The 13,937-nt window shown below is 38.5% G+C and carries 14 protein-coding genes; 6 read left to right on the top strand and 8 right to left on the bottom strand.

Translation table 11 applies throughout. The annotated features are described in order from the left end of the window. Positions 1 to 54 precede the first annotated feature (54 nt). Both ABES03_RS00070 and ABES03_RS00065 read right to left on the bottom strand, forming a co-directional pair. On the bottom strand, positions 55 to 519 hold the full coding sequence (locus ABES03_RS00070) for an alpha/beta fold hydrolase (protein WP_430114086.1): 465 nt from the start codon (positions 517 to 519) through the stop codon (positions 55 to 57). A gap of 704 nt (positions 520 to 1,223) precedes the next feature. Further along, the gene (locus tag ABES03_RS00065; protein ID WP_430114084.1) at positions 1,224 to 2,657 is read right to left on the bottom strand and encodes an amino acid permease; all 1,434 of its coding nucleotides are present in this window, start codon (positions 2,655 to 2,657) and stop codon (positions 1,224 to 1,226) included. A gap of 169 nt (positions 2,658 to 2,826) precedes the next feature. Between ABES03_RS00065 and ABES03_RS00060 the strand changes: the two genes are divergently transcribed. Both ABES03_RS00060 and ABES03_RS00055 read left to right on the top strand, forming a co-directional pair. After that, entirely contained in the window at positions 2,827 to 3,399 is a 573-nt protein-coding gene (locus ABES03_RS00060; protein WP_430114083.1) for a phosphatase PAP2 family protein, read from the top strand. A 93-nt stretch (positions 3,400 to 3,492) separates the two neighbouring features. Next, entirely contained in the window at positions 3,493 to 4,401 is a 909-nt protein-coding gene (locus tag ABES03_RS00055; RefSeq protein WP_430114080.1) for an MBL fold metallo-hydrolase, read from the top strand. A gap of 135 nt (positions 4,402 to 4,536) precedes the next feature. Here ABES03_RS00055 and ABES03_RS00050 read toward each other — a convergent pair whose 3' ends face one another. Continuing rightward, positions 4,537 to 5,325 carry an alpha/beta fold hydrolase gene (locus tag ABES03_RS00050; protein ID WP_430114078.1) on the bottom strand — a complete coding sequence of 263 codons (789 nt, stop codon included), beginning with the start codon at positions 5,323 to 5,325 and terminating at the stop codon, positions 4,537 to 4,539. A 172-nt stretch (positions 5,326 to 5,497) separates the two neighbouring features. On the opposite strand from ABES03_RS00050, the gene ABES03_RS00045 reads away from it, so the two are divergent. Beyond that, entirely contained in the window at positions 5,498 to 6,229 is a 732-nt protein-coding gene (locus tag ABES03_RS00045; protein ID WP_430114076.1) for a YhcN/YlaJ family sporulation lipoprotein, read from the top strand. Positions 6,230 to 6,377: 148 nt separating this feature from the next. On the opposite strand, the gene ABES03_RS00040 is transcribed toward ABES03_RS00045, so the two are convergent. The 4 genes from ABES03_RS00040 to ABES03_RS00025 all read right to left on the bottom strand — a co-directional run bounded on the left by ABES03_RS00040 (position 6,378) and on the right by ABES03_RS00025 (position 9,834). Continuing rightward, positions 6,378 to 6,833, bottom strand: coding sequence for a hypothetical protein (locus ABES03_RS00040; protein ID WP_430114074.1), 456 nt, complete (start codon positions 6,831 to 6,833; stop codon positions 6,378 to 6,380). A 99-nt stretch (positions 6,834 to 6,932) separates the two neighbouring features. Beyond that, a complete protein-coding gene (locus ABES03_RS00035; protein WP_430114073.1) occupies positions 6,933 to 7,562 on the bottom strand; it encodes a YcnI family protein in 630 nt (209 codons plus the stop codon). Between the two features lie 25 nt (positions 7,563 to 7,587). Further along, on the bottom strand, positions 7,588 to 9,243 hold the full coding sequence (locus tag ABES03_RS00030; protein ID WP_430114071.1) for a copper resistance protein CopC: 1,656 nt from the start codon (positions 9,241 to 9,243) through the stop codon (positions 7,588 to 7,590). 15 nt (positions 9,244 to 9,258) lie between these two features. Next, positions 9,259 to 9,834, bottom strand: a complete 576-nt coding sequence (locus ABES03_RS00025; protein ID WP_430114067.1) for a DeoR family transcriptional regulator — start codon at positions 9,832 to 9,834, stop codon at positions 9,259 to 9,261. A 239-nt stretch (positions 9,835 to 10,073) separates the two neighbouring features. On the opposite strand from ABES03_RS00025, the gene ABES03_RS00020 reads away from it, so the two are divergent. Further along, on the top strand, positions 10,074 to 10,592 hold the full coding sequence (locus ABES03_RS00020; RefSeq protein ID WP_430114066.1) for a hypothetical protein: 519 nt from the start codon (positions 10,074 to 10,076) through the stop codon (positions 10,590 to 10,592). Positions 10,593 to 10,652: 60 nt separating this feature from the next. Here ABES03_RS00020 and ABES03_RS00015 read toward each other — a convergent pair whose 3' ends face one another. After that, the gene (locus ABES03_RS00015; RefSeq protein ID WP_430114065.1) at positions 10,653 to 11,204 is read right to left on the bottom strand and encodes an N-acetyltransferase family protein; all 552 of its coding nucleotides are present in this window, start codon (positions 11,202 to 11,204) and stop codon (positions 10,653 to 10,655) included. Between the two features lie 244 nt (positions 11,205 to 11,448). Here ABES03_RS00015 and ABES03_RS00010 point away from each other — a divergent pair, with 244 nt between their 5' ends. Together ABES03_RS00010 and ABES03_RS00005 are read left to right on the top strand one after the other, a co-directional pair. Then, on the top strand, positions 11,449 to 13,524 hold the full coding sequence (locus ABES03_RS00010; RefSeq protein WP_430114062.1) for a carbon starvation CstA family protein: 2,076 nt from the start codon (positions 11,449 to 11,451) through the stop codon (positions 13,522 to 13,524). Next, the gene (locus ABES03_RS00005) at positions 13,517 to 13,720 is read left to right on the top strand and encodes a YbdD/YjiX family protein (RefSeq protein ID WP_430114059.1); all 204 of its coding nucleotides are present in this window, start codon (positions 13,517 to 13,519) and stop codon (positions 13,718 to 13,720) included. The genes ABES03_RS00010 and ABES03_RS00005 overlap by 8 nt, the downstream gene beginning before the upstream one ends. The last annotated feature ends 217 nt before the right edge of the window (positions 13,721 to 13,937 follow it).

Raw genomic sequence — 13,937 nt, 5'->3', positions numbered from 1 at the left:
TAACATATTTAGCCGGAAATCGACTTGTTAATTCGGCTTCGTGGGTGGCATCAACTAAGACGATTCCCGCTGCCAGGTTGGGTATTTTTTTGCAAATAAACGAACGTTTAGCCCTCCATAAGAGTGACCGACTAATACAATCGGTCCTTTCATATTGACCTTTTCTATAAGAATACGAAGATCTTCAACCGCTGCTTCGTTTGTCCTCGGGTAGAACCCCGGGTCACTCCAGCCATAGCCTGCTCGATCATACGTAATGACTCTCGCAAACTGTGAGACTTTATCCGTAACCAGTTTCCAAATGAGTGAAGATGAGCCGATTCCACATCCATGGTCAAAGATAACTATTGGTCCCTTTTCCACACCGAAACTTTGATAATGAAGCCTCCGTCCGTTAATCTCCACAAACTGGCCAGGTGCTGGGTACTGTTTTTCATCAGACTTAGTGGCCAGCCATTGATAGAGGCTCCCAAGAATCAAACAGAGACCAATTGCTGATACAATATAGATAACTACCATTGCTTTTTCCTGCTTTCCTGTTTTTCAAAAATAAAAAACTTAATCTACTTATATTCATGTTTAACAATTCGTAAGACTAGCAAACTTTATTATTTATGATAACTTTTAATTTCTGTGCAGAAAAACAGCAGTCTACCAATAAATCCATATAACACGATGCTCGAAACCGCTAGATAGCTGGCTGTAGTTAGTGCGAACACAAATGAGATAAAGACCCCACGGCACTAATCCGTTAATAAGAGTGTTAGGTAACTATCTTTTCGTTTCATCATTATAGAATCCCTTCTTTTCTTGTGAAAAATTTAATGGTGCGGGTCATTCGCAGGAAAAATCACAGTAGGATTTTTCTTTCATTACCTGAATGAAGGACATTTTTCTTGTTTGCCAACCGGTTTTTGTCCTTCATTACCTGAATGAAAGACATTTTTCTTGTTTGCCAACCGGTTTTTGTCCTTCATAACCCAGATGAAGGACATTTTTCATGTTTACCAACCGGTTTTTGTCCTTCATTACCCGGATGAAGGACATTTTTCTTGTTTGCCAACCGGTTTTTGTCCTTCATAACCCGAATGAAGGACATTTTTCTTGTTTGCCAACCGGTTTTTGTCCTTCATTACCCCAATGAAGGACATTTTACTTGCAATCCAACCGATACTTGTCCTTCATAACCGGTAAAGCTTTCAAGCAACCCCATTAAATGTATCTTATTTTTCCTCATCATTCACTTTATCTGTCAGCTCTTCTGCGAATTCGGTTAACATTCCCGATCGATAATCAATTGTTGGTACGCCGCTATCACTCGCTTGCGAACGCGAACGAGTCCGGTATCTCATCGCAAAATAAATAAGTGAATAAATGACAACCATCCCTATCCCTGCAACAAGCCCTGTTCCTTGGCCTGGAATGAATGGCATACTTACCAAAACAATAATCATGCTGATTAAGGTAATCCAAGAAGTATACGGAAAGCCGGGCATTTGACAGATTCCCCCTGGCGGACACCCATTTCTTTTTCGAAACCGGATGTGACTAGCCATTATCACGGCATAGGTAAAGATCAAGGCAAAACCACCCGACGTGATCAAAACCAGGTACACCCTCGGGAACAATAGACCAAAACCAAGCCCCACGAGCATGGCAAACCCCGAAAATAAGATTCCGCGATACGGAACATCCTTTGAATCCTTCAACCATCCTGGCGCATGCCCTTCATCTGCAAGAGATCGAATCATCCTTCCCAGCCCAAAGATAGCAGCCAGCATGGCAGAAAGAATGGCCGAAATTAACACGATGTTTAGAGCCGTACCAGCCCAACCTATCCCCCAGCGATCAAGGGATGCCACCATCGGACTTATGGTTTCATTCAGTGTTGAAGTTGGAATTAACGGAAGTAATACTAACGCATAAAGGATATACAAACCTACGAGTGAAAACACCGTGTAGCGAATCGCTTTAGGTATGGTTTCTGTTGGATTACTGGCTTCTGAAGCCGCTAATCCAATAATCTCAAAGCCTGCATAGGCAAAAATGACAATTAACATACTTCCAGCAATCCCTTTTATCCCTCCAGGCATTAAGGGCTCTCTTGCTAATTCACCTAACCCGATAGCAGGCTTCCCTGGCATAATTCCGAAAATAAGCACTATAGCCGTTAGGATAAAGAAGATTATGGCAAATATTTTGACTGCTGAAAGGCCGCTTTCCAACTTGCCCAACTTATCTGCTCCCAAAAGATTAAGCAACGTTACTCCAATTAGAATGGCGCTTCCTAGTATGGCTATTGATACATTCGGATACCATTCTTGAAATAGGATGGAAATAGCGGTTGCTTCACTCGACATGGAAAGTACGATGCCTGTCCAATAAAGCCATCCAACAACAAATCCCGTTCCTTCACCTAGTTCTTGTGCTGCGTATGTACTAAAGGAACCGACAGTAGGATTTCCCACGGTCATTTCTGACAGTGCATAAAGAATGAAAAAAACCAGTACACCCGCAATAATATATGAAAGTAAAATTGATGGGCCTGCAGCATGAATCGCGATGGACGACCCTAGAAAAAAGGAACCCCCGATCACACTTCCCAATGCCATCATAGTAAGCTGCCACGCTGACAGCCCTTTGCTTGATTTCTCCATTAAATGTTATCTCCTATAACATGTATTTGGTGAGATTATTATTTACTATGCTTTACAAAATGATTCTGTATTGAATGGCAGGGAATAAAGCGGCTTTATCAAGTACATATTTAGGTTTCTAGAGGAGAAAAATAGTATTACTATATAGGTCAAATAAAGGAGTATTTTTATGAATGATCGGATTTTCAAGTCCATTAACAGATGGTCCGGGTATTCTCGACTGGTAGATTTCATCATGGTTACCCTTTCCACGAGAACGCGCTATGTCTATCTTTATGTATTAATCTTACTATTATTTCAAGCTAAATTTAATAAAAGAAAAACTCTAATTGCTGGGGTAACCATAAGTGTAACCTATCTACTTAGCATGTTAATGAAGAGATTTTTTTATAGACCTAGGCCTTTCTTGAAGCAAGCAGTTCATTTATTACCACCAGTACCTTCTGGAAAGGATTCTTCGTTTCCAAGTAAACATACTGCTCTTGCATTTGCAGTTTCCGCTTTTGTTTTTGTTTATCATCGGACTTGGGGCTTGGGTCTGTGGTTGTTATCCCTTTTAGTTGGCATTTCTCGTATTTGGATGGGTCAGCATTATCCTTCTGATATTGTAGGGAGCGCCATCCTTGGAAATCTTACCGCATTTGTGGTCAAGATTACTGAAAAGTATTGGAGGCCATTTCTTGAAAGGACCCTTCGCTCCTATACTCATTTCCGTCTTTCTTCCCGACAAATTAAAGATTAAACCGGGAATCATTTCCACATTTTTGCTGGATAATCGGTTTAAATGCTATACTCAGCATTAGAATAGAGTGTATTTGAGGAGAACAAGGTGAATATGAAAAGATACGTAAACTTGAATAATGTCACAAACAACAAATCGTTCAATGATATGAGGAAATGGCAGAAAGAAAGACGAAGTAAAGTAAAGGATTTATCTGTTAATATTGAACAATTTCCTGCAAAAAAAATAAAAGAAATTAACGCCAACAGAAGCCATACTTCTTATACTTGGATTGGCCATTCTACTTTTTTGATTCAGCTAAATGGAATCAATATTTTAACTGACCCTGTTTGGGCGAAGCGGATGGGATTTCAAAAACGATTAACGGAACCGGGGCTTTCTTTTTCAGAACTTCCAGAGATTGATATCGTTGTGATTTCTCATGGTCATTATGATCATTTGGACTTCCCTACGTTAAAAAAACTAAAAGGAAGCCCTCAATATTATGTCCCTGCCGGCTTAAAGTCCCTTTTTAACAGAAAGGGCTATCAAAAAGTAACGGAAATGAATTGGTGGGAAAGTACCACACATGATGGATTAACTGTCCATTTCGTTCCCGCGCAGCATTGGACAAGAAGGTCCCTGAGGGATATGAACACCTCCCATTGGGGGGGCTGGATCTTCCAAACAGAGCAAGATACATTATATTTTGTTGGGGATACCGGCTATTTTGATGGTTTTAAACAAATTGCGGAACGATTTGACATTGACACGGTATTTATGCCAATCGGCGCATATGAGCCAGAATGGTTTATGGCGGATTCACATATCTCACCAGAGGATAGTGTGAAAGCTTTTGTTGAATTAAAGGCAAAAACCTTTGTCCCGATGCATTATGGAGCGTATCGTTTAGCGGATGACACGGGGCCGGAAGCATTAGAACGACTCTTGAAGGAATGGAAAAAGCAACATCTTCCTGAAGAACAATTAAAGGTGTTATTGCTTGGTGAAACGGTAATGTAATTAACTGGGGACATCCATTTTAATTGGATGATCCCCAGTTTTTTTTATCGGACCAACTGCTTATGAGCGAATTTTTTAGTTTTATGAGCGAATCATAATGTAATATGAGCGAATTTCGATTTTTATGAGCGAATGTTACCCTTTAATGAGCGAATTCTGCTGCCTAGCCTCGATAAACTCCCGAATAAATTGATTTAACTCCTCTGCCGATTTCGTCGGAATGCGATGCTTTTCATTGATAAACTTTAATTCATTATTCGGTAGCTTTTTATGTAAAAGCTTCGCATAAGGTTGAAAGTGTCTATCCTCCTCTCCATATACCAACAAAACCGGTTTATCAATGGTTTGTAGTTGATTTGTACAGTTATACTCTAAACAAGCATGATAATACTGCTCAATGTTTTTTCTGTTCCCCTTTAGTGCTTCGCGATAGATATTCTTGAAATTACGAATTGTATCTGAGTTACTCCATGAAACAGAAAGACCTAAAATAGGAAGTCCCCCTGTTTTTGTCAAAAACCTTGCTATTGATATTCTTCTTTTGTTATAACTGTCCCCCACTTCTGACATTCCACTTACAATAATGCCTCCTAAAGCACGATTAGGATGTCGCAGCAAAAACTCCAATATAATCGCCCCACCCGTGGAATAGCCACAAAGATACGTTTTTTCAATGCCTAGATGATCCAAAAGATGCATCATATCATCTGAAATGAGCTGATAGGTTAAGGTCTGCTCGGAATAAGGACTCCGACCGTGACCTCTAATATCAAATGTTATCACCTTAAAATCACGTGATAACTCTTCTACTTGATACGTAAAATTAGCACTTGTGAGAAGAGGTGGATGAACAAATATAATCGATGTTCCTTCACCCTTTTCACTGTAATAAAGGCCGTTCCCAACTGTTGTTAAAATTGCCATAGTTCAGCCACCTCACAATCCCTGTATTTTATTTTTAGCTTAACACCACTTCAGGTGCTTATACTCCTTCATACCGAATTGAACATATTTTACCTGTCCAAAATCTCGAATAGTTCAACTTAAAAAGGCAACTATATGTATGTAAGACAATGTTTTTAAGGGAGTGGAAATTTTGACGAAAAAAGGTTTAGCAACTTTCGTTTTAGCAACTACCTTATTAGGTTTAACAGGCTGTGGAATGAACGATCGAACAGATAATGTAACTAGAAACAATTTAAATACTAACAATGTTAGGTACAATAACAATGATGGTCTTGATTTAACGAATGTTTCCAATAAAAGCTTCCGTGTTTCTAATCGCGCAGGAAAAAGTGTAGAGAAATTACAGGCCGTTGATTTGGCACATGTTATCATCCGCAATCATGATGCATATGTGGCGGTGAAACTACACAATCGAACGAACCAAACAAATATGGGTATGGGCACTACACGCGGCACCAGCATGAGCACTGTTGATACGACTCGCGCAAATGATATCAGCGCCCGTGGGGCAGGTACAGGCAGAAATGGTAATTACCCAAGTACAACAGGCGTGACTAGTACTGACAATACAGGCAACGCTCTAAATCCCGGCACTACTAATGGGACCAACATTGGCGGTACGACCGGCGTTCGGGATACTGGTGTTAACGGTGGGGCAAACTTCAGGAAGGCATCTAACCACCTAGAAAGAGAAATTGCGAAACAAGTTCGTACAGCTGAAAAAAATGTTAACAATGTATATGTAACATACGATGTAGACTTCTTTAATCGACTAACAGACTACACAACCGACACTGGCAATGCTCGAAACAGGGATGGACTTTGGAACGACATAACGAATTCGATTAAACGTTCCTTCTGATTATGACCGAACGCAGTAGACATAAAAAAAGCACTGCCTCATATTCTAACGGGTTCAGTTAGAAGGTGGAAAAATTAATTTGACAGTACTTTTGCGATTGCTAAAAATAAATGAACCAAAAAGGATGTCTTTTGACATCCTTTTTGGTTCATTTTTTTCTTCTTCTCTTATTAAATAAATAAATACTACCAAAAAACAAAATGATTACAAAAAAGTATAATGATAATTTTTTTGCAATATATTTCTTATGGTCACTTTCGTCGAAACCAGCATATTTGCCATCATATTTTGCTTTAATAAATGATCCTTTGCTTTCTTTAATGGCGATTGCTTCTTTTGTTGTTATACCTTTGATTTCGTAGTATTCAGTTCCTTTTGGAAACTGATTTGAAAAATTACCACTATAAGTACCTTCTATGTCAGAATACTTAGTTACCTTACCTATTTTCTTACCAATTTGCTTGGGTTCAATATGAGCTTCTGAAATAATATAAATGTTACCATCGTAGACAACAAAGGCATATGCCCAACTTGCATAAGTTGTACTTATAAGAAAAGTAGAACCGATTAGAAAAATGAAAAATAAACTTATTATCTTCCTCAATTACATCCCCCCTTATAGAAATAGACGATGTAATATTGTTATTGTTGCAAATAAAATTGACAATAGTTTGGCATTCATTGCAGCGCTTCTTTTTAATATTTATTTCCTTTTACGTAATGCCAATACAAATGCAGCTAGTGATAGAATAACTGATACAATCGATAAAACTAAAGGTAGATTAGTGGACGTAGTCTCAACATCTGTTGTTTTTGTGTCGTCTTTGTGAGTGTCTTCAGTTGTAGCTTGATGATGATCCGCTGTTGATGTCCCTACAACAATATTTGTAATAGAATGTGGGGAATCTGCCCCTTCATCCCCTGTCCATTCAACGATACTACCATCTTTGTAGTATTGAAACGCATCCCATGCAGCCTTTGTTGCCTTTTCTGGGTTTTTAGCAACAAAAGTAAACTGTTGAAATTGTCCTGGTAGTATTCCTTCACCAGTAGACTCAAATGTGATTGATTTAACTTTTCCATTCGCATCCTTGTCAGCAGTATAAGTCCATTCTGGTACGGGCTGATAGGACATAATTTCAACCCCTTCAGGTGCTTTTAAAGTGAATTTAGTTGTTGGAATATCTTTTTCAACTGGGACCTTAACCGTATAAGTTTCCCATGCCCCTGTTGTTGATGTCTTTGGTGTCACCGTGACATGTGCACTGGCCACGCTCGTGAACAAAAATAACCCTAAAATAGTTGGTAGAAATACTTTTGAGATTTTTTTCATTATACTTTCTCCTCTATGTTGTTGTTTAATTACTTCCTACTAGGACATTGAAATGAGTATCGAGGGTTTCTAAGTCTTTGGTAAGGACATGAACTTGGACGTCCCATTGACCGGACATGTTAAAATTCAACCCTCTTGTTCCATATTTTCCATCCTTGACCTTCTCTAATATCTTAGAATCTTTTCCCATATCCATTTCTAATGAAGTAAAAGTAAGTGTTACTTGTTCAATATTCGTTATGGGCCTACCCTTTTCGTCCTTCAAACCTACTACGAAAGAGTTTTCTCCAATAACGTTCGGAGTCGCTTCAAATGTCATTCTAGTTCCTTGTTGAATAGTTTTTGTTTCTATAAAAGGTCCAGGAGATGCCATAGCAGTTGGTAGATTTGTTAATAAAACAGAAAGTCCCAAAACAAGTAGTCCTGGTGTTAACTCACCCCATAAGGTTGAACTCCATCCTGTTTCCCTACTACTCTTTCCTTTAAAAAAGTTTGCCATTGCAAAAATGATCATCAAAACAAATAGTAGGATTTTACCTGACAATACTCTTCCGTAATCAGTGGAAACAAGCGTTCTAAGATTAGGAACGTATGAAAGACTACTCATAAAGCCTGTTATTGCTAGAACAATTACAAGCACTATTCCCCATTTTGAAAACCTTTTTATGGTTGCTATAAACAAAGTCTTTGATTCCTTCTTTTGGCTTAAAGGGATCAAAGTTGCTAAAGGCAGTAAACTTCCAATCCAAATGGAGGCGGATAATAAATGAACGAAATCCAAGGAAATACTGTAAAACGTATTTGTGGATGATGCCGCATGACTGGTAAAGGACTTTGATAATAAAAGTCCTATTCCAAGTATAAGCGTCATCCAAAGTAATATTGGCTTATCCAATCGTTTCTTTATAACCAGATAGGTGGAAATAGAAAGCAAAAACACCCCATCGATTTGGATGATCCATGTTTTTCCAAAGAGAGTGTTCTCTATCATTTCCCTTAATACTTGGATACTTAGAACCTCATTCCAAGGTAAACCTGATTCTATAGTGGCTTGTAACGGTAAACTCAAAAGAATACTTAAACTTAAAATCAGGAACGAAAACTTGACTATTTTTCTAACTGCAGCTTTTACCCATAAATCTGTTACTAATTCCTTATGTAAAATAAACATGTAAAAAAAGAGTGCTCCAACCAAACATGCATTACTTACATATTGAAGCCAGCGAATGCTAAGAAGGTCCCATTTAGGCGTATAACCCTTTGACTCTTGATTGATATTGGATCTCTTTTGATTGCTCTCTAAGTCCCCTATCTGAAAGGGAATCACCCCTTGAACAGGATGACCATCACTAGAAACAACTCTCCATTGTATCCGGTACGTACCGTTTGGAAGATGATCGTTAAGGCCACATTCGATAACCGATGAATTTTCCGTATCAACATGCCCGTTTTTTTGATCTACACGATTCCCTTCTGAATCAAACACTTCTATCGAATGATAGGCCGGCTGAATTGGTTCATCAAACTCAATCATTACTTTCTCAGGTTGCTTTGAGAGTGTTTCATTCTCGGAAGGTGTTGATTTTTTTATGTATGCATGAGCGGAAGGAAATGAAGGATGCAAAAATAGAAAAAGATAAAATATGAGAGCAAAAACAATGCAGCTTTTTTTAAAACTCAATTTAGCACGTCCTCTCTATTTGTTGCATCCACAGCCAAACTCTCCACTCATTCTTTTCGAAATCTCTTCTACTGCTTGCTCAAAGCGAAATATTGTTCCCCCAAAACCTTTTTGAAATTGCTGAGCATATTTTATTGAATCAAAGGTGAGAACTTGTGGTTGACAGCAGTTCAAATTAAAATCTGCATCAAGTAGAAAATAAGCCAATTTTGCACTAATCGTTGTATTTTGAAGGAAGTCACGACAAATGATTTGAGATACATTTTTTTCAATATCTTTGTATCGTAACAACCCACAGTGTGGGCAACAAAATTGCTCGACCACTTGATAATTCGTGATGATTTGCATTGGGTGTCGGTTGTTCATTTCTTTTAAACAGTAGGTACAAGCATTTGGTGAAACATTCGCCATGCTAACTAACGATACCCCGCCAGATGTCTTGTTAATCTTATTTTCCTCTAGTAAGGGCTTAATATCCCGGTACACAGTCATTTCAGATACATTTAAACGCTTACTAATGTCGGCAATTGAAAGTGTTCCTTCTTCATTCAGCCAAGTTAATATTTGATTCTGTCTTTCAATTGGAAGCAAATTAGGCCCTCCTCTTCTTCCTTAATAATTCCTTCACAAGAATACATTAAGATATTTAAACTACATTAACAAGATACAAATGTGAATTTCTTGTGAAATTTTTTATCGTTTTCACAGTTTTTCACAAAAAATAACACGTAATAGTATGAGACAGGCTCCTCTTTTCATATATTGCTAAAAGTATTACATTAAATTAGATTCTTTTTTCATAAAGAAATGAAGAAGGAGGCGGAGCTATTATGTTACTTTGTGTTAGTATTATGTTCATTTTTCTACTTACTAGTTTAATTGTCTACAATACATATTTATTAAGAAAACGCCTAAGTCCTATGGCTGCGATGGTCATCAGCATGACCAGTTCAATGTTGACGAGTGTGGCGTTAGGAACATTCTTAGGGATTTATATACTTGAAAAGGATTTAACGCTTCCCACCATAATAGCTGTATCCATTGGGATGTTTATAGGGTATATCACAGGAAGACCCATTTCTCTGATTGTTTCGTTAGAGGGAATGACTGCTGGGGTCATGGGTGGGATGATGGGAGCCATGTTAGGGGTTATGGTACCGCCCAATAATACTGAGGTTATTGTATGCTTTATTGATGTTGTGTATTTATTGGTGTACATAGTCCTGTTTCGTGTAATAGCTGAGGAAACCAATTCAAGTAAAACTATAAGTAAGTTGTTACCATTCATTTTCGTATTGGTATTGATTGGCCTTCTTGTTTGGCTAAATTTCCTCTTCCTTTTTAATTGAAGATGATTGGCTACCCGGTTTTCTTGTTTTGGTAGCCAATTATTAAACTGTTAATATATCTTAATTTAATTCATTAAACCGTCCCATCAATATCATATTATAGTAATTTCCATCTGACAGAAGTTTGTCTTTCTTAAGGACCCCTTCTACTTCAAAACCATACTTTTCATATAACTGGATCGCTTTATCATTCGTTTCAAGAACATTCAAGGTGATTTTCTTGATTCCTATTGAATCTGCCCAATTTATCGATTCAATTAAAAATCTCTTTCCAATCCCATAACCCCAATACTCTTTTAACACACAAACACCAAATTCAGCTTTATGAGCATTCCTTTTTAAAATGCTTCCTACACATCTTGAAAAACCAACAATTTTACCATCGGCCTCAGCAACTAAGAACAGGTTATTCTTACTCTCTGTATCATTTTTAATGATTTGTTTAAACCCCGCCTCATCTATGTATGCCTCGCCTCTTTCTCTCTCAAGGTTTTCCGTTTCACCATCAATCTGTAATCTTACTTCTGATAAGTTTTTGGCATCCTTCTCTTCTGCAGACCTCACAATATAACGTAAATTATTAACATCAAATTCTTTTGGATTCACAATCATTCCAATTCCCCCTTGGAAAAAGTTGACACCAAAATAGGATACTTTATTCCGACTGGAAATGCCAATATAATCTACATAAATTTCCCAACCACTCTAAAAGTCTCTATTTTCCATATCTTAGCATAAGTAAAAAGAATCATTTTGTTCTTTTTCAGAAAAATCGAATAACTATTTATACAAATAATGGGACTATTAAAATATAATTCAAGAGAAATACAAAAATTTTAAAAGGTGGGTAGTTATTATGAAAGCATTAAAATCTATTATTATCTGGGGGATTGTTTCTGCACTCGGTGCTTCAGGCTTTGCAGTCATGGCCTTGAACAACGGTGAAAGCATTAATGCCATCTGGCTCGTTACTGCCGCTATCTGTGTTTATGCCGTAGCCTATCGGTTTTACAGCAAGTTTATGGCTAGGAAAGTATTTGAACTGGATGACCACCGAAAAACACCAGCAGAAATCAACAATGATGGTAAAGACTATGTTCCTACAAACAAATGGGTTCTTTTCGGACATCACTTTGCAGCTATTGCGGGGGCAGGACCGTTAGTCGGACCTATTCTTGCAGCGCAAATGGGTTATTTGCCTGGAACAATCTGGATTGTGGTCGGTGTAGTTCTTGCCGGTGCAGTTCAGGACTTTATCATTTTATTTGGCTCCATGCGTCGGAATGGTAAATCACTTGGTGAAATGATTAAGGAAGAAATTGGACCAATCACTGGCTTGATTTCAATGATTGGCATATTAGGTATTATGATTATTTTATTGGCCGTTTTAGCACTCGTTGTCGTGAAAGCGCTTACCGGTAGCCCGTGGGGAATGTTTACGATTGCGGCAACGATTCCTATTGCCATCCTGATGGGATTTTATATGCGTTATATTCGTCCTGGTCGTATCGGTGAGGCCTCTCTAATCGGGGTAGTCCTTCTCCTGCTCTCTATTTATGGCGGACAATATGTTTCTCAGCACGTCGAGTTAGCAAAGATGTTTACCTTTTCAGGTGAAACCATTGCCATCATGATGATTATTTATGGATTCATTGCTTCAGTTCTTCCCGTCTGGATGCTTCTTGCACCTCGTGACTATTTAAGTACCTTCTTAAAAATCGGTACCATTGTTGGACTTGCTTTAGGGATTATCATTGTTGCTCCTGATTTACAAATGCCAAGCATGACAAAGTTTATTGATGGTACTGGCCCTGTATTTGCAGGAAATCTGTTTCCTTTCCTATTTATCACTATTGCTTGTGGATCCGTATCAGGATTCCATGCACTTGTTTCTTCAGGAACAACGCCAAAAATGATCGAGCGAGAGTCTCACGCCCAACCAATCGGATACGGTGCCATGTTAACAGAATCCTTCGTTGCTGTAATGGCCATGATTGCTGCCTGTGTACTGACCCCGGGTATTTACTTTGCGATCAACAGCCCCCCTGCTGTTATTGGAACGGATGCAGTCCAGGCTGCCCAGACTGTTTCTAGTTGGGGATTCACTATTATACCTGATGATTTGACCAAGCTGGCCAATGATGTTGGGGAACAAACCGTTCTTTCACGGACTGGTGGTGCACCTACCCTTGCGATTGGAATGGCCGTTATTTTTTCAAATGTAATCGGTGGCAAGACTTTGATGGCCTTCTGGTACCATTTTGCCATTCTATTTGAAGCCTTGTTTATTTTAACAACAATTGATGCTGGAACAAGAGTAGGACGCTTTATGATTCAGGATATTCTTGGCACTGCCTATAAACCATTCGCAAAAACAGAGGCACTTATACCAAATATTATCGCAACAACTCTCTGTGTTTTTGGTTGGGGATATTTTCTCTACCAAGGTGTTATTGATCCACTTGGAGGAATCAATACGTTATGGCCTCTCTTTGGGATTGCAAACCAAATGCTCGCAGCAATCGCCCTGCTCCTTGGAACGACGGTCCTTTTAAAAATGGGAAAAAAAGCATATGTATGGGTAACGCTCGTTCCAACCACCTGGATTTTGATTGTTACAATGGCTGCCGGATGGCAAAAGCTCTTCCACGAAAATCCCAAAATTGGCTTTTTGGCACACTCGAAGGTTTTCAAGGAATCATTAGATGCTGGTAAAGTCCTGGCCCCAGCGGCAAATAAAGAGCAAATGAAGCAGGTTTTGCTCAATGACTATATTGATGCTGCCCTGTGTGGATTTTTTATGGTAGTGGTTATAGCCGTGCTTATTGCTTCCTTCCGAATTTGGATTAAGGTATTAAAAAATCACAAAATGGATTTACATGAATCCCCTTATGTTCCTAGGGATGATGGAGACATAAAGCATTATGCTTAATATAATAAGAGAGGTTTTTTCATACCGAAAGCAATTTTTATCCCTGCTGGTTGGTGTCCCAAGTTATGAAAAGTACGTGGAACATATGAGAACACACCATCCAAAGGATCCGATTAAATCAAGGAAGGAATTCTTTTGTGAAGCACAGGAAGCCCGGTACAATGGTAAGGGTGGAAAAGTATCGAGGTGCTGTTAGCTTATTGCCTATATCCATTATGGATATGGGCTTTTTATTTTTACAGTCTAATATTTATGTTTTATATAAGTGATAGCAACTTTCTCACCTGAGCCAGCTTCTGCTCGTTTGGCAAAATCATGGCAATCAAACCAAAGGTAACTTCTGACAGTGTTCCTTCATTCATGGGCTTCTTTGTCAGAACATGAGCCAACTTCTGACAGTGTTCCTTCATTCA

It is taken from the genome of Neobacillus rhizosphaerae, assembly GCF_050477885.1.
Lineage (GTDB): Bacteria > Bacillota > Bacilli > Bacillales > Cytobacillaceae > Neobacillus > Neobacillus rhizosphaerae_A.
The sequence above is the reverse complement of the archived record's forward strand: the minus strand, read 5'-3'. Positions and strand labels throughout refer to the sequence as shown.